Genomic DNA, 25,236 nt, shown 5'->3' on the forward strand with positions numbered 1-25,236 from the left:
CCGTCACGCTGAGGTTTTCATCGCGGTCCAGCCGCCGTCCACCACCAGGCTCGCGCCGGTGACATAGGCGGCGTCGGGCGAGGCGAGGAAGGCGACGACGGCGGCGACCTCCTCGGGCGTGCCGAACCGCTTGGCAACAGTCTCGGCGATGCTGCGGCGACGGTCCTCCTCGCCGATGCCCTCCCAGGCGGGGGTGAGGATGGGGCCGGGCAGCACCGTGTTGACCCGCACGTCCGGGCCATACTCGACGGCGAGCTGCCGGCCGAGCGCGACGAGGCCGCCCTTCGCCGCGGCATATGCGGGGCGGCCGGGCAGGCCGACCAGGGCGTGCACGGACGACACCAGCACCACCGCGCCGCCGCGCTGCCGCAGGTCGGGCAGGCAGGCGCGCAGGCCGAGGAAGGCGCCGGTGAGGCTGACGGCGAGCTGATGGTCCCAGGAGGCGCGGCTGGTGCGGTGCGCGGGCGCGACCTCGACGGCATAGGCGTTGCTGACCAGGATGTCGACCGGCCCCAGCCCGGTGCGCACGGCGGCGGCCGCGGCGGCCCAGGCCTCTTCATCGGCGACATCGGCGACCACGGAGAGTGCCCGGGCTCCGCCGGCGGTCAGCTCGGCGGCGAGCGGGGCGGGATCCCGCACGTCCATGAGCCCGACCGCGGCGCCCTCGGCCGCGAGCCGGCGCGCGGCCGCCGCCCCGATGCCTCCGGTCGCACCGGTGACCAGCGCGGTCCTGCCCTCTAGTCGCCGCATGAGCCGATCCGTCTCCCGTGCGGGCCTCGCGTCGAGGCGCCGATTAACCATTAATTACGAATACATCTTGACAGCATCGGCGGCCTCGATGCAACCTCTTGATGACCCCGTTCACATGACCGACACCCCGCGATGTCACGCAGTGTGTCGCTGAGGAAGGGACACCCCTGTGAGCGACTTCGACCCCGGTCGCCGCCGATTCCTTGGACACCTCGGTCTGCTCGGCGTCGGCGCGCTCGGCGCCGGATCGTTATTGAGCGCCTGCGCCAGCTCCGCCAGCGGGCCGTCGGGCAAGGCCGCCGGCGCCGTCACCCTGCAGTCCAACCTGTCCTCCCCGCAGGCCAAGACCGCGATGGAGCAGCTGATCGCCGACTTCAACAAGCTCGGCAAGGGCACCGCCACACTCAACACCATCGCGTCGGAGACCTTCCGCACCCAGCTGCCGACCTACCTGACCTCCGCCAACCCGCCCGATCTCTACACCTGGTATGCGGGCTCGGTCGCCAACGACTACGCGAGCAAGGGCCTGCTGCTCGACGTCTCCGACGTGTGGCAGGACCTCGGCGACTACCCGGCCGCCCTGCGCACGCTGTCCACCGACAGCGGCGGCAAGCAGGTCTTCGTGCCGATGAACAACTACTGGTGGGGTTTCTTCTACCGCAAGTCCAACTTCGCCAAGTGGGGCGTGCAGGAGCCCAAGACCTGGGCCGACTTCGTCGCGCTCTGCCAGACCCTGCAGGGCAAGGGCATCCCGCCGATCGGCATCGGCCTTGGCGACACCCCCTGGGTCGCCTCCGCCTGGTTCGACTACCTCGACATCCGCATCAACGGCGCGCCCTTCCACCGCGAGTTGCTCGCCGGCAAGCAGCGCTTCGACGACCCGAAGGTCAAGGCGGTCTTCACCAGGTGGGCCGAGGTCCTGCCGTTCTTCGACCCCAAGGGCAAGGCATATCCGTTCCAGGAGGCCACCACCGCCCTGCTCGGCGGCAAGACCGGCATGTTCCTGATCGGCACCTTCTTCGCCGACGCCGCGCCCAAGGACGCCCTCGGCGACATCGACTTCTTCCGTTTCCCGGTCATCGATCCTTCGGTACCACTAGCAGAAGAGGCCCCGACCGACGGCTTCTTCGCCAGCGCGAAGTCCGCCAACCCGGCGGCCACCAAGGCGCTGCTGCGCTACTTCGCGAGCGTCGAGGCGCAGGAGACCTATATCAAGTCCAGCTCCGGCATCGTCCTGCCCGCCAACCCCAAGGCGAAGGCCGCCGACACGCCCCTGGTCGCCAAGGGCAAGGCGATGCTCGGCGAGGCCAAGGAGCTGACCCAGTTCTTCAACCGCGACTCCAGCGACGCCCTGCAGCCCACCGCCGACACGGCACTGACGAAGTTCATCGACAAGCCCGATCAGATCGACGCGATCCTGCGCGAGTGGCAGACCAGCGCCGACAAGGTCTTCAAGGGCTGACGTGACCGCACCCGCTACCGCGCTCCGACGGCGCCGGCCCGGGCACCTGCCGGGCCGGCCGCCGGGCGCCGACGTCCGCGCCGGCCGGCGGCGACGGTCCGGGCTGTCGCCGCTGCTCGCGGCGTTCGTCCTGGTGCCGTTCGCGATCGAGAGCATCTGGGTGTTCTGGCCGGCGCTGCAGGGCTTCTGGTTCTCGTTCACCCGCTGGGACGGGATGACCCCGCCGCGGTTCATCGGCATCGGCAACTACACCGAGCTGGCCGGCGACCCGACGTTCCGCGGCGCCCTGCTCAACACCGTCATCTGGCTGGTGCTCTTCGGCGGCCTGTCCGTGGTCGGCGGCTTCGGCATGGCCCTGCTACTGCAGCGCGACCGGCGCGGCGTCGGCTTCTACCGGGCCGCCCTGTTCACGCCGGTGGTGTTCTCGCTCGTCGTCACCGCCCTGGTGTGGCGGGTCTTCTACCAGCCCGACGGGCTCGCCGACACCATCCTGCGCGCCGTCGGGCTGGGCAGCCTCATCCGGCCGTGGCTGGCCGACCCGCAGACCGCGCTGTATGCGGTGATCCTGCCGGCGCTGTGGCGGCAGATCGGCTACGTGATGGTGCTCTACCTGGCCGGGCTCAAGGCCATCGACCCGGCCCTGCACGAGGCCGCCCGGGTCGACGGCGCGAGCGCCTGGCAGCGGCTGTGGCGGGTCACCGTGCCACAGCTCAGGGGCGTCAACGCGGTGGTGCTCTCCGTCATCGTCATCGACTCGCTGCGCTCGTTCGACATCGTGTGGTCGCTGACCCGCGGCGGGCCGTATCACTCCTCGGAGCTGCTGAGCACGTACATGTACTCCACCGCCTTCCAGGGCCTGCGGCTGGGCTACGCCTCCGCCATCGCGGTCGTCATCTTCGTGCTGGCCCTGGCCGTCATCCTCGGCTACCTCGTCCGCGCGTTCCGCGAGGAGGAATCATGAGCGGGCCGCGCGGCGCGCTGCGCACCGGCGCGTTCCACACCGCCATGGCGCTGCTGTCGGCGCTGTGGCTGGCGCCGGTGCTGTGGGTCGTGGTCATGTCCACCCGCACGTTCGACGACATCGCCGCCAACGGCGTGGGCAGCCTGCCGCACTCGTTCACGCTGTCCACCTACCGGCAGGCCTGGACCGACGGCGGGGAGCTGCAGGCCCTCGTCAACAGCCTGATCGTGACGGTGCCGTCGGTGGTGCTGACGCTCGCGCTGGCGGCCGTCGCCGCGTTCGCGCTCAGCCGGTATCGCATCCCGGGACGGCGCACCATCCTGCTGCTGATGCTCGCCGGCAACCTGCTGCCGCCCCAGATCCTGCTCATCCCGGTCGCCAAGTTCAGCGAGCTCACCGGCCTCTACGACACCCTGTGGGCGCTGATCGCCGTCCAGGTCGGCTTCGGGCTCGGCTTCTACACGTTCGTGCTGCACGGCTTCATGCGCGACCTGCCCGGCGAGATCCAGGAGGCGGCCACCATCGACGGCGCCGGGCCGGCGCAGATCTTCGCCCGGATCGTGCTGCCGCTGACCCGCCCGGCCCTGGCCGCGCTCGGCGCGCTGTCGTTCACCTGGATCTTCAACGACCTGCTGTGGGCGATCACCGTGCTGCGCACCGACACCAAAATGCCGGTCACCCCGGCGCTGCTCGGGCTGCAGGGCCAGTTCGTCTCCTCGTGGAGCGTCATCGCCGCCGGCACCGTCATCGCGGCGGTGCCGACGGTCGCGGTCTTCCTGCGCTTCCAGCGCCACTTCGTGTCGGGTCTGGCGATCGGGGCGGTCAAGTGATCGGGCGCTGGACGCTGCGCGGGGCCGCCAGCGAATACACCGTCGCCGTCCCCGATCACGGGCGGTGGCTCGAGCTGGTCGCCTGGGGGCCGCCCGGGGTGTCGGACGGCCCGTCGCCGGTCGCCTACGACGGGCCGGTGCCGTTCCTGACCGGGGGTGACGCGGCGCCGGTGGAGCACGCCACCGAGACCGGCCGCCCGTTCGCCGGCGCCGACCTGGTCGTCGGTTCCCGCGCGGCGCCGCGCTTCACCGGCGCGGACGCCGACGCCGACGGCGAGGGCGGGCACGCGCTGGCGGTCCGGTTCGCCGACGACGTCAACGGGCTGCGGGTCACGCTGCACTACCGCATCCCGCCCGGCACCGACGTGGTCGAGCGCTGGGTCGAGCTGGCCAACGACGGGCCCGAGCCGCTGCGGCTGGAGCGGGCCGGCTCGGCCGGGTTCAGCGTGCCCACCCCGCACGGCGCGCGAGTCAGCTACCAGTGGGGGCAGTGGGCGCAGGAGTTCCAGCTCGACCACGTCGACCTGGGCCACGGCGCGTTCTTGGTCGGCAGCGCCCAGGGCGTGCCCGGCCACCGCTATGCGCCCTGGCTGGCCGTGCGCGACCGGGGCGACGAGGCGCAGGCCTGGGGCTTCGCCCTCGCCTGGACCGGGTCGTGGGAGATCGAGGCCGAGCGCGACACCGGCGGACTCACCCGGGTGCGGGTCGGCCGGCGGCTCGTCGACGGGCCGCTCGAGCTCGCCCCCGGCGAGCGGCTCACGCTGCCCACCGCCGCCGGGGCGTTCAGCGCCGAGGGCCTCGCCGGGCTCGCCCGCGCCTGGCACGGCTACCAGCGGCGGCTGGCGGGGGAGCGGCTCGGGGCCCGGCCCGTGCTGTACAACTCCTGGGAAGCGACCTATTTCGCCGTCGACGCCGGCGGCCAGTTGGAGCTGGCCCGGATCGCGGCCGAAATCGGGGTCGAGACGTTCGTCGTCGACGACGGGTGGTTCACCGGCCGGGACGACGACACCGCGGGCCTGGGCGACTGGACGCCCGACCCGGCGAAGTTCCCGGGCGGCCTCGACGCGTTCGTCGCCGACGTGCGAGGGCTGGGGCTGCGGTTCGGGCTGTGGATCGAGCCGGAGTGCGTCAACCCGCGTTCCCGGCTCTACGCCGAGCACCCCGGCTGGGTGTATTCGGTCGACGGCCGGCCGCTGACCGAGATCCGCAACCAGTATCTGCTCGACCTCGGCCGCCCCGAGGTCGCCGAGTGGGTCCACGGCACCGTCGACGGCCTGCTGCGCAAGCACGCCATCGACTACCTCAAGTGGGACTTCAACCGGCCCCGCACCGAGGCCGGCCGGGCGGCGGACATCGACGGGGGCCACGTGACCAACCTGTATCGCGTCCTCGACGAGCTGCGGCGCGACCACCCGCACGTGCTCGTCGAGGCGTGCGCGGGCGGCGGCGCCCGGACCGACCTGGGCATGGCGGCCCGGGCCGACGTGTTCTGGCCCAGCGACAACACCGGCCCGCTGGACCGGCTGGCGATCCAGCACGGCTTCCTGCACGCCAACGCCCCGCACCTGCTGAGCTCCTGGGTGACCGACGCGCCCGGGCTGTTCGACCCGCGGCCGCGCTCGCTCGCGTTCCGCTTCGTCCTCGCCATGGCCGGCGTCCTCGGCGTCGGCGCCGACATCCGGCACTGGAGCGCCGGGCAGCGGGCCGAGGCGGCCGGCTGGATCCGGCGGTACAAGGAAATCCGCGACATCGTCGTGCACGGCAGCGTGCACCTCATCGGCGGGCCGGGCCAGGACCGGTGCGCCGTGCAATACACCGCGCCCGACGAGCGGACCGTGGTGGTGCTCGCCTGGCACACCGGCCGGCTCGACGGCGCCGGGCTGCTGCCCGCACGGCCGGTCCGGCTCCCGCTGCGCGGCCTCGCCCCGGCCGCCCGCTACCGCGCAGGAGAACGGCAGTTTTCGGGCAGTCACCTCGGCTCCGTCGGCCTGCCCGTGCAGTGGACCGCGACGCACGACGCCGACGCCGTCGTCCTGCACCGCATCGCCTAGGACAGGAGTAACCGCTATGCGCCTGATCCGTGCCGTGACCGCCCTTGCTCTCGCCGCCCTCGGACTCGTGGCCACCGCCGCGCCCGCGTCCGCCGCGCCGGCCGAGGACCAGGGCGCACCCGACTACTACGACAGCGGCCTCGCCCCGACGCCGTACATGGGCTGGAACACCTACTTCGGCCTGGGCGGCGACCCCACCGAGGCCGAGGTCCGCTCGGTCGCCGACTTCCTCGTCACCAGCGGCCTGCGCGACGCCGGATATCGGTATGTCTGGATCGACGGCAACTGGGCCGCGCCCACCCCGCGCGACGGCGCCGGCCGGCTCGTCGCCGACCCCGCCCGGTTCCCGGCCGGCATGGGCGCGCTCGCCGCCTACATCCACGCCCGCGGACTCAAGGCCGGCATCTACACCGACGCCGGGCCGTACATTCCCGGCCAGTGCGGCCTGGGCAGCGGCGGGCACTACGACGCCGACGTGCGCCAGTTCGCCGCCTGGGGCTTCGACGCGCTCAAGGCCGACTGGCTGTGCGGGCGGGCCGCCGGGCTCGACCCGGAGACGACGTTCCGCCAGCTCTCCGCGGCGGTGCGGCACTCGCCCCGGCCGATGCTGCTCAACATCTGCAACCCGGTCAGCAGCGACTGGGGCGGCGGGCCGTATACCCCGCAGCAGCTGTCGACGTGGAGCTACACCTACGCGCCGACGGTCGCCGACTCGTGGCGCACCTACACCGACGTCGGGCTGGTCGACCCGACGCCGCAGTGGCAGTACCAGTGGGTGCTGCGCAATATGGACGTCAACGCCTACCACCCGGCCGCGACCGGCCCCGGCCACTACAACGACCCCGACTACCTGGTGCCGATGCGGCCGATGCCGGGCGGCGGCTACGAGCTGACCTTCGACGAGTCCAGGACGCAGCTGGGCATGTGGGCGATGATGGCCGCGCCGCTGATCATCGGCTCCGACCCGCGCGGCCTGCCGCAGCCGATGATCGACGCGCTGCGCAACCCGGAGATTGTCGCGGTGGACCAGGATCCGCTGGTGCGGCAGGGCGTGAAGGTCGCCGACACCAGTGGGAGCACCCAGGTCTGGAGCAAGGTCCTGGCGGGCTCCGGCCGGCGGGCGGTGGCGCTGCTCAACCGCGGCGACACCGCGCAGGACATCACCGTGGCCTTCGGCAGCGTCTCGCTGGGCGGCCCGGTCCGGGTCCGCGACCTGTGGGCGCGCGCCGACGCCGGCTCGTTCACCGGGTCCTACACGGCCACCGTTCCCGCGCACGGCGTGGCGATGCTGCGCCTCGACGGCACCGACCAGGTCACCGGCGCCGACCTCGGCGGCTCCGCGAGCGCGAGCCCGGCCCTGGTGCGCACCGACGACACGCATGCCGCCGCCTTCGTCCGCGCCGCCAACGGTTCGCTCGCCTGGACCCGCCGCAACGGCACCGCCTGGCCCGGCACCTGGCAGTCGCTCGGCGGCCCGACCGGCGGGAAGATTCTCGGCCAGCCCGCGGCATACGGCTCGCCCGGCGGGCGGATCGACGTGTTCGTGCGCGGTAGCGACAACGCCGTGTGGCAGCGCACCTTCGACGGCACCCGGTGGGGCGCCTGGCGCTGCCTCGGCGGCACCGTCACCGACGCGCCGACCGTCGCCTGGTCCGGCCCGGGCAACTGGACCGCGGTCGCGACCGGCGCCGACGGCCTGGTCTGGACCCGCACCGCGACGACGGGCTGGACGAGCATCGGCTCACCCGACGGCCGCGCGATCTACGGCCGCCCGAGCGCGGCCGTCGACGACGCCGGCGTGGTCCACGTGGCGATCCGATCCCGGACCGATTCGGTGTGGGAGCGCACCGGCGGCGGCACCACCTGGGCCGCGTGGAGCGAGCTGGGCGGGACGGTCAGCGGCAGCCCGACGCTGCTGGCGACGTCCGGCCGGGTGTACCTGTTCGTGCTCGCCGCCGACAACAAGCTCTGGCAGCGCAACTACGTCGACGGCGCGTGGGGCGGCTGGTTCGGCCGCTCCGAATACAGCACCGACGCCTTCCGCGGCGCCCCGGCGGCGGCCGCGGGCGCCAATGGCAGCGCCTGGCTCGCCGTGCGCGGCGTCGACGGCCGGGTGCACCAGACGGTCCTCTGACCTCGCCGCATACCGGCCCGGGCCCGACCGGCACGCTCGATGAGCGCGACGGCGGGCCCGCGCCCGGTGTCAACGCCGGATTCCGCGGCAATTGCCGGCCCGGGTCGCGGCGTGTCCGACCGGCGTGTGTCTGATCGGGGTGTGTCTGATCGGGGTGGTCACCAGCCGCCGCTGATGAACTGGCCGGGTTCGCGGCCCGGGTTCGCGGCGGCGAGCTCGGCCGTGAGCAGGGCCATGACCTCGAGGCCGTTCATGAGCGTCCGCACCTGCTCCGCGGACAGGGTGCGCCGCACTGCGGCGGCCAGCAGCTGCTCGCGGTGTGTGCGGTCCTCCTCGAGGGCCGTCCGGCCCCGGGCGGTCAGCGACAGCAGCTTCTTGCGGCCGTCCACCGGGTGCGGTGCGGAGGAGACCAGCCCGAGCCCGAGCAGATCGGTGACCGTCGCGGCCATCGTCTGATGGCGGACGTGACGCCGCTGCGCCAGGTCGGCCGTGGTCATGGCGCCGTGCCGATCCAGCAGATCGAGCACGGCCGCCGTCGCCGGCGGCACGCGGTCCTCGGCCCGGGAGGCTCGGACCAGGTCGCCGACCGTCGCCCGCAGTTGCCGCGCGACCTCGGCCGCTCGCTCCGTGACGTCCATGTTGCCAATCTTACAGGCGAGACTGTACAGATAGAACTGTACAGTCAAACCTGTAAACAGCATCGTCGGAGCGGAGTCCGCAGTGAAGATCACCAAGCACGCCCACGCCTGTGTCGAGCTGGAGAGCGACGGCCGGCGGATCCTGATCGACCCGGGCACGTTCACCCCGAACGCCGCCGAGCTCGTCGACGCGGCGACCGCCGTCCTCGTCACCCACGAGCATTTCGATCACGTCGACGAAGGGCTCCTGACCACCGCGCTGCGGCGGCGCGACGACCTTGTGGTGTGGGGGCCCGAGGCGGTGACCGGCCGATGGCTCGCGGACCACCCGGGCCGGGTCCATACGGTCCGCGGCGGAGACCGGTTCACCGCCAACGGGCTGAGCGTCGAGGTGCACGGCGACGTCCACGCGACCATCCATCCCGACATCCCGCTGGTCGCGAACGTCGGTTACCTCGTCGAAGGCTCGGTGTACCACCCGGGCGACGCCTACCACGTGCCCGCCGCCGAGGTGTCCACGCTGCTGCTGCCCACGAGCGGGCCGTGGACGAAGCTCGGCGAGGCGGCCGACTACGTCCGCGCCGTCGGGCCCCGGACCGTCGTGCAGATCCACGAGCTCATGCTCAGCGACCTCGGGCAGCGCTCGGTCGCCACGTTCCTCGGCCCGGCGATGCTCAGCGCCGTCCCGCTGACCCAGCTCGCCGCGGGCGAGTCGCTGGACGTGTAGGGGGCAGGGATGCGATTCGCCACGATCCGCGAGGGCGGGACCCTGTCGGGCGCCGTCGTGCACGGCCGGCGGGTCGTCAAGGTCGACGCCGGCACGGCGGTCGAGGCGTTCCTGCGCCGCGACCGCCTGACCGAGCTGGCCGAGTACGACTACGACCGGGTGCGCCTCGCCAGCGTGTCGCCGGCGCCCGCGCACATCCTGTGCGTTGGCCTCAACTACCGATCGCACATCGAGGAGCTGGGCCGGCCGGCGCCGCAGTATCCGGCCGTCTTCGCCAAGTTCGCCAGCACCCTCACCGGCCCGGGCGACGACATCGTCCTGCCGTCCATCAGCGACCACATCGACGGCGAGGTCGAGCTGACCGTCGTCATCGGCCGGACGGTGCGCCGCGAGCCCGTGGAGAGCGCGGCCGGCGCGATCGCCGGCTACACCGTCGCCAACGACCTCTCGCTGCGGGACTGGCAGCACCGGACCAGCGAGGCGCTGCAGGGCAAGGTGTTCGACGGGTCGACGCCGCTCGGCCCGGTCCTGGTCACGCCCGACGAGCTCGACGTGACCGACGCCCGGCTCACCTTCAGCGTGGACGGCGAGGTTTGGCAGACCGGATCCACCGGCGACCTGTTGTTCCGGCCCGCCGAACTGGTCTCGTACTGCAGCATGTTCGTCACGCTGCGGCCCGGCGACCTCATCCTGACCGGAACGCCCGCGAAGACGCCGGCCGCCGGCCCGTCGCTGGCCCCGGGCTCGACCATGGTCACCACCATCGACGGGATCGGCTCCGCGATCAACCGGACCGTTGCGGACGCCGACGGCACGTCGCCCGCCTGATCTCGGACCGAATCGTGGAGTGGCGGTGTTACGGTACGCTCGCGCCGTCATGGGACGAGGCCTGTTCAGCGCGATCCGGTTCGCGGTCGTCGCGGTGCTGGCGGCCGGTGCGGTCAGCGGGCTGATCCGGCTCTACGCGCCGGCGCTCGGCACCGGGAGCGCGGCCGAGCGGCAGCTGACCTTCCTGCGCGCCGAGCTCGACCACGGCGCAGGGGAGACGGCGCAGGGGTTGTTCCCCGAGGGGTACTTCTTCCTGCATGCGCTGTACGGGATCGCCTGGGTCGACGTCGGGCGGCACCGCACGGACCGGGCGCCGGCGCTGCGGGAGGCGCGGTGGGCACTGTCCAGGCTGGACGGTCCACAGGGGACGGCGCCGTTCAGCGCCGAGCTGTCCCCGGCCCACGGCGCCTTCTATGCCGGGTGGACCAATTGGCTGCGGGGCGGGATCCTGAGCCTGCAACCCGCATCGGACCGGGAACCCGCCGACGTGGAACGGTTCGAGCGGGGCTCGCGGGAGATCGCCGCCGCGTTCGACGCCTCGGACACACCGTTCCTGCAGGCGTACCCGGGGCAGTCGTGGCCCGTGGACTCGACCGTCGCCATCGCGTCGCTGCGGTTGCACGACGCGGTGCGGCCGGCGCTCTACGGTCAGACCGTTGCGCGCTGGGTGGACCGGGCGCGCGGGCGGCTCGACCCGGCGACCGGGCTGCTGCCGCACGTCACCGACCCGGCGACCGGCGAACCGTTGCAGGGGGCGCGGGCCAGCTCGCAGAGCGTGATCCAGCGGTTCCTCGCCGACATCGACCCCGGGTTCGCCCGCGAGCAGTACCTGCGGTTCCGGGAGCTGTTCGTGGTGCGGCCGCTGGGGCTGGGGCCGGCCGTGCGCGAGTATCCACAAGGGACGGACGGGGGCGGCGACGTCGACAGCGGACCGTTGCCGCTCGGGGTGTCGCTGTCGGCGACCGTTGTGACCATCGGTGCGGCAGTGGTGCAGGGGGATCGGTCGCTGGCCGCGGCGCTGTCCAGTTACGGCGAGCTGGCCGGGGTGCCGATCGACACCACGCGCACGAAACGGTATGCCCTCGGGCTCCTGCCGATCGGGGACGCGTTTCTGGTCTGGGCGCGCACCGCCGAACCGTGGGTGGCGCCGCCGCCGTCACCGCCCCCGCCGGTCATCGGTCCGGTCTGGCGGATACCGTTGACCCTGGTACTGGCCCTTTTGGTCATACCGCTGGCCGTGGTCGTTCGCCGGCACCGCAAGGCCGAGCGGGCAAACCCGCGACCCGGCGGGCCATGAAAGCTGAAGGCCGGGCCAGGCGGCGGCCGTCTCGGCAGGCCGGGCAGAATGGCGGCATGGACGAACAGCGGTACTGCCGCCTGCGCGTGATCGGCGAGAACCTCGACCTCGCCGGTCCGCCCGCCGCCCTCCGCGCGCTCGCCGCGGTGCTACGAGGCGCCGGCCCGGCGATCGAGGTGCCGATCCGCAACGGTGCCGTGGCGCAGGAGCGCGGCGCCGGTCCGCTCGCGATCGCGCTGCGTGGCGCCCCGACGCTGCACCTCAGCGGCGGCGACGACGGGCTCGCGGCGGTGTGGGCGGCGCTGGAAACGGTCGCGGCGGAGACCGAGACCGCCGAACCGGGCGGCACCGCACCGCACCGCCACGTCGAGCCGGACGGCAGCCGCGCCCTCGTGGTCACCGGCGACCGCGACGGCGACCACGAGGACCCATTGCTGGGCCTGTAAACCCGAGCGACGCCCGGTTCGGTCAGCGGCTCGTGCGGCGCTCCCAGACCGCGGCGAGGGTGGCGTAGGAGGCCGGGTCCTCGACCGGCGGGTCGGCGAGGTCGGGCCGCCACTGCGGGCTGAAGACCATGCCCGGCTCGACGAGCTCCCAGCCGTCGAGCAGGCCGAGCAGCTCGGGGCCGTCGCGCACGACCATCGAGGTGCCGGTGCGGGTATAGAGGTCGGCGAGGCGGCGCATCTCCGCCGGGCGGGCACTCGCGGTGGCGTGTGAAACCGCCAGCAGACTGCCCGGCGCGAGCGTGTCGTGGTAACGGCGCAGCGCGGCGCGCAGCTCCGGGGTGTCGGGCACGAAATGCAGCATCGCGATCAGCAGCAGGCAGACCGGCCGGTCGAAGTCGAGCTGGGCGCGCACCTGCGGGTCGTCGAGGATACGGTCCGCCTCGTGCAGGTCGGCCTGGACCACCGCGGTGCGGGGGTCGCCGGTCAGGATCTGCCGGGCGTGCACGACGGCGGTCGGGTCGATGTCGACGTACACCACCCGGGCCTGTGGATCGGCTTCCCGGGCGATCTCGTGCACGTTGCCCTCGGTCGGGATGCCCGAACCGATGTCGAGGAACTGGCGCACCCCGCGGGACACCGCGTAGCGCACCGCCCGGCGCAGGAAGCCGCGGTTCGCCCGGGCGATCCGCGGGATGGACGGCACCAGGTCGACGGCGCGCTGCGCCACCTCACGGTCGACCGCGAAGTTGTGCCGGCCGCCGAGGTAGCGGTCGTAGATGCGGGCGGCGCTCGGGCGGTTCGGGTCGACGCTCATAGGTCTGATGTTCCCGGAAATCCCGAAGACCGAAACCCATAGTGACGATAGTCCTACTCTTAGTGAAGTGCATTGGACGGTACGGCTGGCCGACGGCCTGCTGGAGGTGGCCCCGGACGCCTTGGTGGTGACCGGCGACGACGGCCGCATCCGGCTGGCCAATGCCGCCGCGCGCGACCTGTTCGGCCGGGAGGACCTGGTCGGGCGCTCCGTGGACGTGCTCGTGCCGGACGATGGGCCGTCGATGGTGCCGCGGCTGCGGGCGTACATGTCCGCCGCCCACCCGGCGCGGCGCCCCGGCCAGCCGCTGAGCATGGTCCGCGGCGACGGGGAACGGTTCCTGGCCGACATCGCGCTATCGGTCGTCGAGGTCGGCGACGAGAGCGGACCGTTACTGGTCGCCACGATCCGCGACACGTCGGCGGCCGGGTTCGACCCGGTGCAGTCGCTGCTCGCCTCGATCGTGCAGTCGTCGCACGACGCGATCGTCACCACCGACCTCGACGGCCTCGTGCTGTCGTGGAACCCCGGGGCGGAGCGACTGTACGGGTACGCCGCCGGGGAAATGGTCGGCCGATCGAAGGACGTGATCATACCGCCCGACCGGCGCCCCGACGAGGCCGAGATTCGCGCCGTCGTGGCCGCCGGTGGCCGGGTCGACCGGTACCGCACCCTGCGCCTGCGCCGCGACGGCACCGAGTTCACCGTGTCCATGCTGGTCTCGCCGCTGATCGGGCCCGACGGGCGGACCGCCGGCGTCACCACCATCACCCGCGACATCAGCGACCGCGAGCGCGCCGAGGCGCAGATGCAGGCGCTGCTCGATGCCGCGCCCGACCCGCTGGTCGGCGTGGACGAGCGGGACCGGATCGTGCTGGTCAACGCCTCCGCCGAGCGGCTGTTCGGCTTCCCGCGCTTCGACCTCACCGGCCTGCCGGTCGCGGCGCTGGTGCCCGGTGGCGTGCGCACCGCGCCGGCCGTCGCCCGGCGCAAGGAGGGCGGCGAGGTTCCCGTCGACATCACGCTGAGCACCCTCAACACCGACGACGGCGTGATCACCCTGGCCAGCCTGCGGGACATGACCGAGCGGCTGGCCGCCGAGGCCGAGCGACGGCGGTTGCACCTGGAGGCGGAGCGGCAGAAGGATGAGGTACGCCAGCAGCGCACGCAGCGCCTGGAGAGCCTCGGCCAGCTGGCCGGCGGCATCGCGCACGACTTCAACAACCTTTTGGCGGTCATCCTCAACTACGCCGAGTTCATCGTCGAGGACGGCGCCGACACCCCGTTCGCCCTCGACGCCGAGCAGATCCTGCGGTCCGCCCGGCGCGGCAGCGAGTTGACCCACCAGCTGCTCGCGTTCGCCCGCCGGGAGGTGATCCGGCCGAAACCGCTGGACGTCAACCGGGTCGTCGCCGAGGTGCAGCAGATGCTCACCCGGTCCATCGGCGAGCACATCACGCTGCGCACCGACCTCGCCGAACCGCTGCCGACCGTCGTGGCCGACCCGGGCCAGCTCGAGCAGGTCCTGGTCAACCTCGCGGTCAACGCCCGCGACGCGATGCCGGCCGGTGGCCACCTGACCATCGACACCGGACTGGTCCTGGCCGGCGACGAGCACAGCGTCGTGCGCGACGGGCTGAAGCCCGGACCGTATGTGCGGATCCGCGTGTCCGACACCGGCACCGGCATGCCGCGCGAGGTCATCGAGCAGGCGTTCGAACCGTTCTTCACCACCAAGCCCAGCGGCGAGGGCACCGGCCTCGGCCTGGCCACGGTCTACGGCATCGTGGTCCAGGCCGGCGGTACCGTCCACATCTACTCCGAGCCCGGCGTCGGCACCACCATCACGATCCTGCTGCCCGCCAGCGACGCCGAGCCGCGGACCGACGACGCCGCGCGCGCCGCCCGCCCGCCGGGCCGCGGCCAGACGATCCTGGTCGCCGAGGACGAGCCCGCCCTGCGCGAGGTCACCACCCGCATCCTGCGCCGCGGCGGCTACACGGTGCTGGCCGCGGCCGACGGCGTCGCGGCCCTGCAAATGGCGTCCGAACACGGCGGACCGATAGACCTTTTGCTCACCGACGTGGTCATGCCCGGCATGCTGGGCCGCGTCCTGGCCGAGCGCCTGCAGCGGTTGCGCCCGTCCACCCGCGTGCTGTTCATGTCCGGTTACGCCCAACCGGTGCTGACCAGCAACGGCATTTTGGATCCGGGGGTACACCTGCTCGAAAAGCCGTTCACCGGCCCCGACCTGCTGAACGCGGTCGGCGACCAGCTCGCCGCCGTCCCCCGCTGAGCAGACATCGGTAACCTTTGATATAGTGCCCGCGTCCGATCTTGGCGGCACCCCGAGAGGTGGGCACTACGGCCATGTCCGCGCTCAGTCGCACGGCCGGGATCGCGGCCTTCCTCACCGTGCTCGGCGCCCTCCCTCCGGTTCGCCACCGGCAACGACGAGCCGCCGGAGAACCATTACCACCAATGGCAGGTCGCGCCGCTGGTGTCCTACAACGGCTTCCCGGCCGGGCTGCGCGCCGCGCTGTTCGCGCACGACTTCGGCGACGCCACGATCGCCGTCAAGGACGACACGTTCGCCGGCAACCTCGAGCGGGCCATGCCGCGCCACGACACCACGGACTGCAGCGGTACCGGCGGCCCCGGCTCCGGACCGTGCATCCCCAGCAACGCCCCAGACTTCGCCTTCGACTACACGCGGGACGAGGGCTCGCCCGGCGACCCGAACCCCAGCCCACCACCACCACCGCCGCCACCACCGGCGACGCTCAAGGTCATGGTCGTGGGCGACTCGATGACCCAGGGCCACGAGGGCGACTACACCTGGCGGTACCGGCTGTGGCAATGGTTCGCCGACCAGCACGTCGCCGTGGACTTCGTCGGACCGTACACCGGCACCGTGCCGCCCGACCCCGCCGCGCCGCCGGGCCCGCCGCTGCTGCAGGGCGAGACGGCGCCGCCCGGCCTGCCGCGCACCTCCGGGGCCTACGCCGCCGGCGTGCCCGCCTTCGACAGCGCCCACTTCGCCGTGTGGGGCCGGCAGGCGGCGCAGGACAAGGACCTGATCCGCCAGCAGGTCGCGAACTTCCGGCCCGACCTGCTGCTGGTCGGCCTCGGATTCAACGACATGGGCTGGTTCGTCAGCGGCCCGGAGGGCACCCTCGCCAGCATGAGGACGCTGGTGGACCAGGCCCGCGCGGCGAAGCCCGACCTCAAGTTCGCGCTGGCCAACGTGCCGCAGCGCACCCGCATCGGCGGCCGGGACGACCTGATCGTCAACACCGACCGGTACAACGCGATGCTGGCCGCCGCGATCCCGTCCTGGAGCACCGGCCAGTCCCCGGTGAAGCTCGTCGACTGGCGCGGCAACTACGCCTGCGAGGTCGACGGCTGCCCGGGCGGCTACGACGGCCTGCACCCCAACGCCCTGGGCGAGTACCAAATCGCCCACGCCTTCGAGCTGACCCTGCGCAACGGGTTCGGTATCGGTTCGAGCGTGCCCGCCGTCCCGGCGACCGTTCCTACCCGGCCGACCCCGGTGCCGGGCAACGTCGTGGCCCGATCCAGCCCCACCGGCGTCACGGTCACCTGGGACCCGGTCTTCGGTGCCTTCGGGTACACCGTCCGCTCGCGCCTCGTCGGCGCCAGCACCTGGAACGAACTGCGCTCCGGCGCGAACCGTTACGACACCACCTGGACGCTCGACGGGCAGCAGTGGGAGTACCAAATCCGCACCGACAACGGCGACCAGCTCAAGTCCGCCTGGTCGGGCACGTTCAGCGCGACCGCCCACCCGCAGACCGCCCCGCCACCGGTCGGCATCGTCACCCACGCCACCGCCACCGGCGCCGACGTCGGCTGGGGCGCCCCGAGCGGCCCGTACACCGCGACGATCGAACGGTACGGCGTGATCACCTTCGACAAGGACACACCGGGCGCCTTCCTCAGCGACGTCGGCATCCACGGCCTGTCCGCGCACATCGACGGCCTGACCCCCGGCCACCACTACGTGGTCGCGGTCGAAGCCTGGAACGCCGCCGGCGGCGGTTTCCCCGGCCTCGGGCGGCTGGTCACCATCGGCGCGGGCGCCCCGCCCACCCCGGCCAACCTCCGCGTGGTCTCCACCGACCCGACCACGGTCCAGCTGACGTGGGACGGCTCCGCCCAGGCGGCCGGCTACCGCATCTGGATCCGTAACGTCAACAACGGCAGCCCGTCGGCCGCCGACGAAACGGTCGTGGACGGCCCGAGCTACGGCATCGCATACCTTTTCCCGGGTATCTGGAACTACGAGTTCTGCGTCACCGCCGTCAACGGCGCCCTGGAGTCCGGCAAGTCCAACTGCGTCGTTCCGCCACGCCTGCCCGGCTACTGACCGCGGGCTACCGCTGTTCGGTCACGCGCCGAGGCTGGCGCCGGGTGCCTCAGGACGTTCGGTCGGTGTAGCCGCGGCCGAGGTAGAACGTGGTCCACCGGCCCGGTCCGGGGCCGGCGGCCTTCAGTTCGCCGGTGCCGGTGTCGAACAGCAGGGACTCCGCGCCGTTGTCGCCGCTCGGGGCCGACACCACCAGGCCGCGGCCCGCTTCGGTCTGGTGCTCGCCGCCGCAGGTGACGCCCTCGGTGGCGGCGAGGAAGCGCAGGAGCGCGGCCCGGTGCTCGGGGTCGAGGATCCGTTCCTGGTTGAGGTCGGCGACGCCGGCGAGGGCCGCCGAGGGACCGGCCTCGCGCGGCCGGTACAACTCCTCGGCCATCGCTGCCGGGTTCGCCGCGGGCAGCCGCCGGAGCGGGCGCTCGGCGGGCCCAAAGGTCTGGTCCTCGTGCTCGGGGCCGAGCGCGTCCGGATGCGCCTCGAAGTACGCGCGCGAGGCCTCATCCGGGTACTGCGCGGTCGAACGGTCGGCGACCCGGCGGCCCGAGCCGTCGGCGGCGCTCCACAGCTGTACGTCGAGCTCCCAGCTCGCCGTCACGGCCGCCGGCGTGCCCGTGGCCTCCTTGGTGATGCCGTCCTCGGTGCGCACGGACAGGTGCTCGTAGCGGCCGGGTGCACCGTCGTACTTCGCCGGCACGATTCGGTCCGCGAGGTCGGCCAGGCAGCCGGCCGAGCCCCGGACCGGTTCGGACGCCGAGCCGGAGGGGCGCTGAACGGTCGCCGCGCCGGAGGGGCTCTGGACGGGCGGCGGGCCGGGAGCGGGCCGGCGCCCGGGCAGCGCGAGCGCGACGGCGGCGGCCACGACCACGACGACCGCGAGCGCGACGGCGAGGACAGCCCGGCGGGACGGGCGGTCCGCGACGGCGACCGGGTAGGCGGTGATGTCGGCGGCGGCGCGCCGCAGGACCGCGTCGGCGTCGCCGGCGCCGATGGGCACGCCCCGGGCCGGGTCGGCGTCCGCCAGCCGCGCATCGACCTGCTTGCTCATCGCGTTCCTCCGATCCGGGTGGGCGCGGCGGCGGGCCGTTCGCGCAGCAGGTCCGTCAGCCGCCGGCGGGCCCGGTGCAGGCGGACCTTCGCGGCGGTCGTGCCGCAACCGAGGACCAGCGCGGCCTCGCGCACCGACAGCTGCTCCCAGACGACCAGCCGCAGGATCTCCTGATCGTCGTCGGACAGCCGGGCCAGCGCGGCGCGCACGTCGACCAGGCGCGCGATCGCGTCGTTCCGGTCGGCCGCCGGCAGCTCGGCCAGCTCGAGCGGGGGCGGAGCGGACCGTTCGGCGCGCCAGTGGTTGGCCAGCAGCCGCCGCGCGACGCCGTACAGCCACGGCAGCGTCCGCTCCGGCACCTCCCACCGGCGCCGCCACGCGACCAGGAAGACCTCCTGGGCGAGTTCCTCCGCCGCGGCGGTGCCGCCGAGCCTCCGCAGGCCGTACCGCACGACGTCGGCGTAGTGCCGGGCGTAGATGCCGCGGAACCAGCCGGCGTCGCGTTCGTCGACGACGTTCATACCCCTCTCTGTGTCCGGCGGGGCGCAAAGGTTACCGATATCGCGTCGCGCGGCCAGCATGAAACCGGACTTGCGTTCCGGTATTGTGCTGTCCGACGTCGAGGGGGATCGATGACCGTTAGTCTTCCGTACCGTACCGCCGAAATCACCCTGACCGTGCTCGGCGAGGACGACCGGCCGCTCGCCGGCCACGCCGTCACCGTCGACCAGACCCGCCACGCCTTCGCGTTCGGCAACATCGGGTTCGACTTCGTCGACCTGGTCGGCGGCCCGGCGCCCGCGGGCAGCGAGGGCGTCGAGGACTTCGGCGGCGCACCGGGCCTCGGCCTCGGCCACCTCGGCGAGCTGTGGCTCAATCTGTTCAACACCGCGACCCTGCCGTTCTACTGGGGACGGTATGAACCACGCCGCGGCGCGCCCGACACCGAGCGGCTCACCCGGACCGCGCGGTGGTTCGCCGACCGCGGCGTGACCGTCAAGGGCCATCCGCTCGTGTGGCACACGGTCCAGCCGCCGTGGCTGCTCGAGCTCGCCCTGGCCGGCGACCTGGACGAGGTGGAGCGGCTGCAGCGCGCCCGGATCCGCGACCTGGCCGGCGGGTTCGCGGGGCTCATCGACGCCTGGGACGCGATCAACGAGGCCGTCATCATGCCGGTCTTCGCCAACGGCGACAACGCCGTCACGCGGCTCGCCCGGGCCCGCGGCCGCATCCACATGGTGCGCCTGGCGTTCGAGGAGGCCCGCGCCGCCAACCCCGCCGCCACCCTGGTGCTCAACGACTTCGACCTGTCGTCGGCCTACGAGTGCCTCATTGAGGGCGTGCTGGAGGCGGGCGTGCGCATCGACGCGATCGGTCTGCAGACGCACATGCATCAGGGGTACCGCGGCGAGGAGTACACCCGTGATGTCCTGGATCGGTTCGCCCGTTACGGTCTGCCGCTGCACCTTACCGAGACCACGCTGGTGTCGGGCCACCTCATGCCGGCGGACATCGAGGACCTCAACGACTACCAGATCCCGGAGTGGCCGAGCACGCCGCAGGGCGAGGCCCGCCAGGCCGACGACGTGGTGCGCCACTACCGCACCCTGTATGCGCACCCGGCGGTGCAGTCCATCAACTACTGGGGCCTGACCGACGCCGGCGCCTGGCTCGGCGCCCCGGCCGGTCTGGTCCGCGCGGACGGTTCGCGCAAACCCTCCTACGACGCCCTCGAATCCCTCATCAAGGGGGAGTGGTGGCTGCCGCCGACCCGGCTGCACACCGGCGCCGACGGCACGCTCACCGTCCGCGGCCATTTCGGCGACTACACGGTCGAGGGCATACCGTTCACCGTCGCCCCGGACCGTTCCGCCGTCACGGTCCGCCTGCCGTAGCCGGTTCTACGGCACGAGGCGGTCGGCGTGGCGTGGCCGATCCGCTCGTCCGGCCCGCGTGGGTCAGGTGGCGTGCAGTTCCCGCAGGGCCGCGTGGACCACGCCACCGGTGCGGGACAGGGCCGCGCGGGCGGCGGCGGGCGGGGTCTGGGCGAGCAGGGCGACCAGGGCCGCTTTCGGCTCGCCGCCGGCCTCGGCGAGCGCGGCCGCGCACCTGGTCACGTCCAGGCCGGTGGCCTGAACCAGCATGCGCACCTGCCGGTCACGCAGCTTGCGGTTGCTGGCGACCATATCGGTCATAAGGTTCGAGTACGTGCGGCCGAGGCGGACCATTACCGCCGTCGACAGCGTATTCAGAACCATTTTCTGGGCCGTGCCGGCCTTCATCCGGGTGGAGCCGGTAATCGCCTCCGGGCCGGTGTCCACCGCGATGACCACGTCGGCCAGCTCCGCCAGGGGCGCCGCCGGGTTGGCGGTGAGCAGCACGGTGCCGGCGCCGGCGGTCCGGGCGGCGCGCAGGGCGCCGCGGACATACGGGGTGGCGCCGCTGGCGGCGACGCCGAGGGCCACGTCGCCGGCGCCTGTCTCGGCGGCGGCCGCCGCGCCCAGGTCGGCGTCGTCCTCCGCGCCCTCGACGGCGGTGTGCAGCGCGGACAGGCCGCCCGCGAGGTGGGCCACCACCTGGTCGGGGCCGGCGCCGAACGTCGGGTAGAGCTCGGCGGCGTCCAGCATCGCCATCCGGCCCGAGGTGCCCGCGCCGAAGTAGTGCAGGCGCCGCCCGCCCCGCAGCGCCGCCACGGCCAGCTCGGCGGCCGCGGCGATCGCGGGCAGCACCGCGGCCACGGCCGGGGCGACCTTCTGGTCCTCGGCGTTGATCAGCCGCACCATGTCCAGTGTGGACAGACGGTCGATGTGCACCGTATCCGGATTGCGCTCTTCGGTGGGCGGCACGCTCATGGACGACCCCACTCGGGTCTGGTGTGTTGGTTGCGCTCCTCGGCGGCCGGGGCGGTCATGAGCGGCCCCGGTCGGTCCTGGTTCGCCGGTTGCGCACCGCTTCGCGGGTCGCCTCCAGCGCCGTTCTGGTCTGTTCGTAGGTCCGTTGCGCCACACCGACGAACACACAGTCCACGACGGTGAGCTGAGCCAGCCGGCTGGCCATCGCACCGGACCGGAACGTGGTCTCGCGGGCGGCGGTGGTCAGCACCAGATCGGCGACGCGGGTGATCGGCGACTTGGGGAAATTGGTCAGCGCCACCGTCGTCGCACCCCGCCGGCCGGCCTCGGTGAACGCCTCGATGGTGTCCACGGTCGTGCCGGTGTGCGAGATCCCGACCGCGACGTCGCCGCCGCGCAGCAGCGCCGCGCTGGTCAGCGCCACGTGCAGGTCCGACCAGGCGAAGGCGGTCAGGCCGATGCGGTGCAGCTTCTGCTGGAAGTCCTGCGCGACGAACGCGCTCGCGCCGACGCCGTAGATGTCGATCCGGCGGGCCTCGGCGATCGCGGCGACGACCCGGCCGAGCGCGTCGAGGTCGAGCTGCGCGGCGGTCTCCTCGACGGCGCGGGCGTCGGCGAAGGCGATCGTCCGGACCACCTGCGCGAGGTCGTCGGAGCGGCTGATGTCGCTGCCGATCGCCTCCTGGGCCGGGCCGTCGTGGGCCCGGCCGGCCTCGGCGGCCAGCCGCAGGCGCAGCTCGGGGTAGCCGGCCACGCCGATGGCCCGGCAGAACCGGATGACCGTGGTCTCGGAGGTATGGGCGCGCCGGGCGAGCTCGGTGATGGTCATGGCCGCGGCGGTGGCCGCCTCGTCGACGATGATCGCGCCGACCCGCTGCTCGGCGCGCGACAGCGAGGGCAGGAGCCCCCGGATCCGCACCACCGTGGAGATCGGCCGGCTACGGTCGGCCGCCTCCGTGCCCGTCATGTGGAAAATTTTCCGGTACCGTCGCGTTTTCGTCAATAATGTACGGTGACGGGATGGGCAAGCCCCTCGTCATCGGCGTGGACGCGGGCGCCACGACAACCCGCTGCGTGGTGAGCGACCTCGACGGCACCATCGTCGCCCGCGGGACGGCGGGCGGCGCGAACCAAAACTCCAGCGGCACAGCGCTCGCCGCCGACCAAACCTCCGCACGAGCGCCCTTCGGTGCGGACCAAACCTCCGTACGAGCCTCCTTCGGTGCGGACCAAACCTCCGCACGAGCGCCTTTCGGGGCGGACCGAATGCCGAGCGGTGTGCCGTTTGGTGCGGACCGGAACTTCAGTGGTGTGACGCGCGTGCCGTTTGGTGCGGACCGGAATTCCGGTGGTGCGGCGCCCGGTGAGGCGTTGACGGCCGCGCTGCGCGAGGCGGTCGCCGGCCTGGACCCGGCCCGGGTGGCGCTGGGCGTGATCGGCGTTGCCGGCGCGGGCGCCGCCGGTCGGGACGCTGCGCGGGCCGCCGTCCTGGACGCGTGGCGCGCGGCGGACCTGCCGGGCCGGGTGGTGACCGTCACCGACCTCGAGGTCGCCTTCGCCGCCGGCACCCCGGCGCCGGACGGTCTGCTCCTGCTCGCCGGCACGGGCGCGGTCAGCGCCGCGTTCGCCGGCAGCCGGCTGTCGCGCCGCTGCGACGGTTTCGGCTGGCTCGCCGGCGACGAGGGCTCGGCGGTCTGGCTCGGCCGCGAGGCGCTGCGCGCCGTCCTACGCGCGCTCGACGGCCGCGGCCCGCAGACCGCACTCGTCGCGGCGGTCAGCCGGGTCCTCGGCACGGCCGCAGCCGAGGAATCGGTCCTGACCGACACCCCGATGCTCGGCGGGGTCGCGGCGTCTGGTCCGGTTCTCAGCGCGGCCGACGACCCAGACGAAAGGGCCCAGGCGCTGTTGCGGATCGTCTATGGTCGCCCGCCGGCCGCGCTCGGCAGGCTCGCGCCGGTGGTGAACGACCTTGCCGCCCGCGGCGACCCGGTCGCCCTGGCGCTTGCCCGGGAGGCCGCCGGTCACCTGCTGCACGCCCTCCACACCGTGGCCCGTGGCGGCGTCCCCGGCGGTGGCCCGGTCGTCGTGGCGGGTTCGGTCCTGCTGTCACCCGGCCTGGTCCGCGATTTGGTATGCGCCGGAATCCAGGAGCGCTTCGGCATGGCACCGATCGAGGCCCGCGACGGTGCGGCCGGCGCCGCGTGGCTGGCGCTCGGCGAGCTCGACGCCCCCGCGGACCGGCGCGCGACGCATGCGCGATTGACCGCGACGCCGCGGTAGAATCCTCCGCCTCGCGGTCAACCGCGGGCCGGGTTACCACCGCACACGGTCGGCCGCACCGCGCCAAGCCGGGGACGGCCGGCGCCCGATGAGGTCAAAGGGTCAGCGCCACCAGTGGACCGAATCGACGTACATGGTCTGCGGGAAGACCGTTGAGGGCGGCGGGTTGCCCGGCCAGCGGCCGCCGACGGCCACGTTGAGCAAAAGGTATGCCGGGTGGTCGAACACCCAGTCCTGCTTGGCGCCGAGGTCCTCCGGTCGCAGGGTCGCCTGCACCACGCCGTCGACCGACCACTGCAGGACGCCGGGCCACCACTGCAGCTCGTACCGGTGCGGGGCCTTGTCGGGGCCTCCGGCGGGGCGGGCGGTGAATGCGCGCTCCCAGCCGCGCGGGGAGCCGTCCGGGCCGTGGATCGTGCCGTGGACCAGTCCGGGTTCGGCGTCGCCGAGGGTCTCCATCAGGTCGATCTCGCCCGCCTGGGGCCAGCCGGCCGTGCCCACGTCGGCACCGAGCATCCAGAACGCGGGCAGCAGGCCGCGGCCGGACGGTACCTGCAGCACGCCCTCGATGCGGCCGTAGACGGCCGAGTAGACGGAGCGCAGCCTGGCCGAGGTGTACTTCCCGGCGTCCGACCGCGCGGAAATGGCCAGCTTGCCGTCGCCGGTGAGCGAACCGTTTTCCGGCCGGTCGGTGTAGTCCTGCAGCTCGCCGTTGCCCCAGCCGTTGGCGCCCAGGTCGTGCCGCCACGCCGCCAGCCGTGCGGTGCCCGCCGGGCCGTCGAACTCCTCGGACAGTTCGGCCTTGAGCGGTTCGGTGCCGGTGCGGGCCATGGTCGCGGTGACGGCGCTGACCCCGGCCAGGTGGGTGGCGCCGGCGATGGTGACCCGGGCCGTGTCGCCGGTGACCGGTACGAGCACGAGCGCGTGCCGCACCCGCCCGGCGCCCGTGGCGGCCAGGCGCACGTGCTGCTGGGCGCCGCCGTCGAGCGTCACCGTCAGGTCGGCTGCCGGTGCCCCGCCGCGCTCGGGCGCCGCGAGGGACAGGACCACCGCATAGGTGCCGGGCTGCGGCACGGGCAGCGCGAAGACCGGGTTGCCGCCGCGGACGTACCGATAGGGCCCCGGGTTGCCGGCCGTGACCGCCTTCGGCGGGGCACCGCCCTGCACGACGGCGGCGTCCGGATCCCATTGGTTGCCGACCGCATCGGTGACCGTTTCCGGGCCGGCGGTCCATCGGTGCGTCCAGCCGACGCCGGCGTTCACCTGGGCCGAGGAGGTGCGGGTCAGCACCCGCCCGAACCGCTGCGGGCCGCCACCCGTCGCGGCCACCGCCAGGCCGGCCAGGACCGCCACCGCGATCCCGGCGATTGCGGCCCGGCGGGTGCGGGGGCTGAGCGACGCCATGTGGACCAAGGCTACGGCGAGGTCGCGGCCTTCAGCAGTGTCGGCTTACCGACCTCAGCGCCGTGTCCCGCCGCCGCCGACCGACTGCGGCCGGTATCAGCATGGCCGTGTGCGTGGACCGTGTTGGCCGGCGGACGCGACGCGGCGAAGCGGGCGCCGCCCGGCGATTTGACCGGCCGACAGCGACCGGTGCAGGACCAGCCAGCCGAGCGCCGCGGTGACCACCGGGCTCATGACCGCCAACTCGGCCGGGCGCTGGCCGCCGCGGAGCACGGCACAGCGACCGGAAGTCTCCGCGATCATGCACAACCCGGCACCGACACCAACGGT

The 25,236-nt window shown here is 73.3% G+C and carries 21 protein-coding genes and 1 pseudogene; 14 read left to right on the forward strand and 8 right to left on the reverse strand.

The genetic code is table 11. The features are described from left to right. Window positions 1–3: 3 nt before the first annotated feature. Window positions 4–750 carry an SDR family NAD(P)-dependent oxidoreductase gene (locus ACQPXD_RS19750; RefSeq protein ID WP_432840507.1) on the reverse strand — a complete coding sequence of 249 codons (747 nt, stop codon included), beginning with the start codon at window positions 748–750 and terminating at the stop codon, window positions 4–6. Between the two features lie 169 nt (window positions 751–919). Between ACQPXD_RS19750 and ACQPXD_RS19755 the strand changes: the two genes are divergently transcribed. From ACQPXD_RS19755 to ACQPXD_RS19775, 5 genes are read left to right on the forward strand one after another with little or no spacing between them, the layout of a single operon-like run. After that, the gene (locus ACQPXD_RS19755; protein WP_432840509.1) at window positions 920–2,212 is read left to right on the forward strand and encodes an ABC transporter substrate-binding protein; all 1,293 of its coding nucleotides are present in this window, start codon (window positions 920–922) and stop codon (window positions 2,210–2,212) included. A 1-nt stretch (window position 2,213) separates the two neighbouring features. Beyond that, window positions 2,214–3,173: a carbohydrate ABC transporter permease gene (locus ACQPXD_RS19760; RefSeq protein ID WP_432840511.1), complete on the forward strand. Its 960-nt coding sequence runs from the start codon at window positions 2,214–2,216 to the stop codon at window positions 3,171–3,173. Further along, window positions 3,170–4,003 (forward strand): carbohydrate ABC transporter permease, encoded by an 834-nt coding sequence (locus ACQPXD_RS19765; protein WP_432840513.1) that lies wholly within the window; start codon window positions 3,170–3,172, stop codon window positions 4,001–4,003. The genes ACQPXD_RS19760 and ACQPXD_RS19765 overlap by 4 nt, the downstream gene beginning before the upstream one ends. Further along, on the forward strand, window positions 4,000–6,054 hold the full coding sequence (locus ACQPXD_RS19770; protein ID WP_432840515.1) for an alpha-galactosidase: 2,055 nt from the start codon (window positions 4,000–4,002) through the stop codon (window positions 6,052–6,054). Before ACQPXD_RS19765 ends, ACQPXD_RS19770 begins: the two co-directional genes overlap by 4 nt. Before the next feature lie 16 nt (window positions 6,055–6,070). Beyond that, a complete protein-coding gene (locus ACQPXD_RS19775; RefSeq protein ID WP_432840517.1) occupies window positions 6,071–8,188 on the forward strand; it encodes a glycoside hydrolase family 27 protein in 2,118 nt (705 codons plus the stop codon). Window positions 8,189–8,346: 158 nt separating this feature from the next. Here the strand turns inward: ACQPXD_RS19775 and ACQPXD_RS19780 are convergent, their stop codons facing one another. After that, entirely contained in the window at window positions 8,347–8,826 is a 480-nt protein-coding gene (locus ACQPXD_RS19780; RefSeq protein WP_432840519.1) for a MarR family winged helix-turn-helix transcriptional regulator, read from the reverse strand. 82 nt (window positions 8,827–8,908) lie between these two features. Between ACQPXD_RS19780 and ACQPXD_RS19785 the strand changes: the two genes are divergently transcribed. From ACQPXD_RS19785 to ACQPXD_RS19800, 4 genes are read left to right on the forward strand one after another with little or no spacing between them, the layout of a single operon-like run. Next, window positions 8,909–9,553 (forward strand): MBL fold metallo-hydrolase, encoded by a 645-nt coding sequence (locus ACQPXD_RS19785; RefSeq protein WP_432840521.1) that lies wholly within the window; start codon window positions 8,909–8,911, stop codon window positions 9,551–9,553. A gap of 9 nt (window positions 9,554–9,562) precedes the next feature. Beyond that, complete coding sequence (locus ACQPXD_RS19790) at window positions 9,563–10,381, forward strand: fumarylacetoacetate hydrolase family protein (protein WP_432840523.1); 819 nt, start codon at window positions 9,563–9,565, stop codon at window positions 10,379–10,381. Window positions 10,382–10,430: 49 nt separating this feature from the next. Further along, window positions 10,431–11,678 (forward strand): hypothetical protein, encoded by a 1,248-nt coding sequence (locus ACQPXD_RS19795; RefSeq protein WP_432840525.1) that lies wholly within the window; start codon window positions 10,431–10,433, stop codon window positions 11,676–11,678. 56 nt (window positions 11,679–11,734) lie between these two features. Next, a complete protein-coding gene (locus ACQPXD_RS19800) occupies window positions 11,735–12,124 on the forward strand; it encodes a hypothetical protein (RefSeq protein ID WP_432840527.1) in 390 nt (129 codons plus the stop codon). Between the two features lie 22 nt (window positions 12,125–12,146). Here the strand turns inward: ACQPXD_RS19800 and ACQPXD_RS19805 are convergent, their stop codons facing one another. After that, window positions 12,147–12,938: an SAM-dependent methyltransferase gene (locus tag ACQPXD_RS19805; RefSeq protein ID WP_432840529.1), complete on the reverse strand. Its 792-nt coding sequence runs from the start codon at window positions 12,936–12,938 to the stop codon at window positions 12,147–12,149. 67 nt (window positions 12,939–13,005) lie between these two features. Between ACQPXD_RS19805 and ACQPXD_RS19810 the strand changes: the two genes are divergently transcribed. The 3 genes and pseudogenes from ACQPXD_RS19810 to ACQPXD_RS19820 all read left to right on the forward strand — a co-directional run bounded on the left by ACQPXD_RS19810 (window position 13,006) and on the right by ACQPXD_RS19820 (window position 17,328). Continuing rightward, complete coding sequence (locus ACQPXD_RS19810) at window positions 13,006–15,234, forward strand: PAS domain S-box protein (RefSeq protein ID WP_432840531.1); 2,229 nt, start codon at window positions 13,006–13,008, stop codon at window positions 15,232–15,234. A 198-nt stretch (window positions 15,235–15,432) separates the two neighbouring features. Continuing rightward, window positions 15,433–15,540 (forward strand): annotated as a pseudogene (locus tag ACQPXD_RS19815) (NPP1 family protein); the annotation flags it as partial. A 189-nt stretch (window positions 15,541–15,729) separates the two neighbouring features. Next, window positions 15,730–17,328: a fibronectin type III domain-containing protein gene (locus ACQPXD_RS19820; protein WP_432843904.1), complete on the forward strand. Its 1,599-nt coding sequence runs from the start codon at window positions 15,730–15,732 to the stop codon at window positions 17,326–17,328. Window positions 17,329–17,377: 49 nt separating this feature from the next. On the opposite strand, the gene ACQPXD_RS19825 is transcribed toward ACQPXD_RS19820, so the two are convergent. Together ACQPXD_RS19825 and ACQPXD_RS19830 are read right to left on the reverse strand one after the other, a co-directional pair. Then, window positions 17,378–18,370, reverse strand: coding sequence for a hypothetical protein (locus ACQPXD_RS19825; protein ID WP_432840533.1), 993 nt, complete (start codon window positions 18,368–18,370; stop codon window positions 17,378–17,380). Then, window positions 18,367–18,891, reverse strand: a complete 525-nt coding sequence (locus ACQPXD_RS19830) for an RNA polymerase sigma factor (RefSeq protein WP_432840535.1) — start codon at window positions 18,889–18,891, stop codon at window positions 18,367–18,369. The genes ACQPXD_RS19825 and ACQPXD_RS19830 overlap by 4 nt, the downstream gene beginning before the upstream one ends. A gap of 111 nt (window positions 18,892–19,002) precedes the next feature. Here ACQPXD_RS19830 and ACQPXD_RS19835 point away from each other — a divergent pair, with 111 nt between their 5' ends. Then, on the forward strand, window positions 19,003–20,265 hold the full coding sequence (locus tag ACQPXD_RS19835) for an endo-1,4-beta-xylanase (RefSeq protein WP_432840537.1): 1,263 nt from the start codon (window positions 19,003–19,005) through the stop codon (window positions 20,263–20,265). Between the two features lie 63 nt (window positions 20,266–20,328). Here ACQPXD_RS19835 and murQ read toward each other — a convergent pair whose 3' ends face one another. Together murQ and ACQPXD_RS19845 are read right to left on the reverse strand one after the other, a co-directional pair. Next, window positions 20,329–21,222: an N-acetylmuramic acid 6-phosphate etherase gene (gene murQ / locus ACQPXD_RS19840; protein WP_432840539.1), complete on the reverse strand. Its 894-nt coding sequence runs from the start codon at window positions 21,220–21,222 to the stop codon at window positions 20,329–20,331. 55 nt (window positions 21,223–21,277) lie between these two features. Further along, window positions 21,278–22,189 (reverse strand): MurR/RpiR family transcriptional regulator, encoded by a 912-nt coding sequence (locus ACQPXD_RS19845; protein WP_432840541.1) that lies wholly within the window; start codon window positions 22,187–22,189, stop codon window positions 21,278–21,280. A 53-nt stretch (window positions 22,190–22,242) separates the two neighbouring features. Between ACQPXD_RS19845 and ACQPXD_RS19850 the strand changes: the two genes are divergently transcribed. Further along, window positions 22,243–23,502 (forward strand): N-acetylglucosamine kinase, encoded by a 1,260-nt coding sequence (locus ACQPXD_RS19850; RefSeq protein WP_432840543.1) that lies wholly within the window; start codon window positions 22,243–22,245, stop codon window positions 23,500–23,502. A gap of 102 nt (window positions 23,503–23,604) precedes the next feature. Here ACQPXD_RS19850 and ACQPXD_RS19855 read toward each other — a convergent pair whose 3' ends face one another. Further along, the gene (locus tag ACQPXD_RS19855; protein WP_432840545.1) at window positions 23,605–24,906 is read right to left on the reverse strand and encodes a glycoside hydrolase family 16 protein; all 1,302 of its coding nucleotides are present in this window, start codon (window positions 24,904–24,906) and stop codon (window positions 23,605–23,607) included. Window positions 24,907–25,236: the final 330 nt, after the last annotated feature.

This window comes from Dactylosporangium sp. CA-092794 (assembly GCF_050948465.1).
Lineage (GTDB): Bacteria > Actinomycetota > Actinomycetes > Mycobacteriales > Micromonosporaceae > Dactylosporangium.

Bases quoted from the DNA above. Each gene is read 5' to 3' on its own strand.
- ACQPXD_RS19750 (WP_432840507.1), bottom strand. From the start codon at position 750: ATGCGGCGACTAGAGGGCAGGACCGCGCTGGTCACCGGTGCGACCGGA.
- ACQPXD_RS19765 (WP_432840513.1), top strand. From the start codon at position 3,170: ATGAGCGGGCCGCGCGGCGCGCTGCGCACCGGCGCGTTCCACACCGCC.
- ACQPXD_RS19775 (WP_432840517.1), top strand. From the start codon at position 6,071: ATGCGCCTGATCCGTGCCGTGACCGCCCTTGCTCTCGCCGCCCTCGGA.
- ACQPXD_RS19780 (WP_432840519.1), bottom strand. From the start codon at position 8,826: ATGGACGTCACGGAGCGAGCGGCCGAGGTCGCGCGGCAACTGCGGGCG.
- ACQPXD_RS19790 (WP_432840523.1), top strand. From the start codon at position 9,563: ATGCGATTCGCCACGATCCGCGAGGGCGGGACCCTGTCGGGCGCCGTC.
- ACQPXD_RS19795 (WP_432840525.1), top strand. From the start codon at position 10,431: ATGGGACGAGGCCTGTTCAGCGCGATCCGGTTCGCGGTCGTCGCGGTG.
- ACQPXD_RS19800 (WP_432840527.1), top strand. From the start codon at position 11,735: ATGGACGAACAGCGGTACTGCCGCCTGCGCGTGATCGGCGAGAACCTC.
- ACQPXD_RS19805 (WP_432840529.1), bottom strand. From the start codon at position 12,938: ATGAGCGTCGACCCGAACCGCCCGAGCGCCGCCCGCATCTACGACCGC.
- ACQPXD_RS19820 (WP_432843904.1), top strand. From the start codon at position 15,730: ATGGTCGTGGGCGACTCGATGACCCAGGGCCACGAGGGCGACTACACC.
- ACQPXD_RS19825 (WP_432840533.1), bottom strand. From the start codon at position 18,370: ATGAGCAAGCAGGTCGATGCGCGGCTGGCGGACGCCGACCCGGCCCGG.
- ACQPXD_RS19830 (WP_432840535.1), bottom strand. From the start codon at position 18,891: ATGAACGTCGTCGACGAACGCGACGCCGGCTGGTTCCGCGGCATCTAC.
- ACQPXD_RS19835 (WP_432840537.1), top strand. From the start codon at position 19,003: ATGACCGTTAGTCTTCCGTACCGTACCGCCGAAATCACCCTGACCGTG.
- murQ (WP_432840539.1), bottom strand. From the start codon at position 21,222: ATGAGCGTGCCGCCCACCGAAGAGCGCAATCCGGATACGGTGCACATC.
- ACQPXD_RS19845 (WP_432840541.1), bottom strand. From the start codon at position 22,189: ATGACGGGCACGGAGGCGGCCGACCGTAGCCGGCCGATCTCCACGGTG.
- ACQPXD_RS19850 (WP_432840543.1), top strand. From the start codon at position 22,243: ATGGGCAAGCCCCTCGTCATCGGCGTGGACGCGGGCGCCACGACAACC.
- ACQPXD_RS19855 (WP_432840545.1), bottom strand. From the start codon at position 24,906: ATGGCGTCGCTCAGCCCCCGCACCCGCCGGGCCGCAATCGCCGGGATC.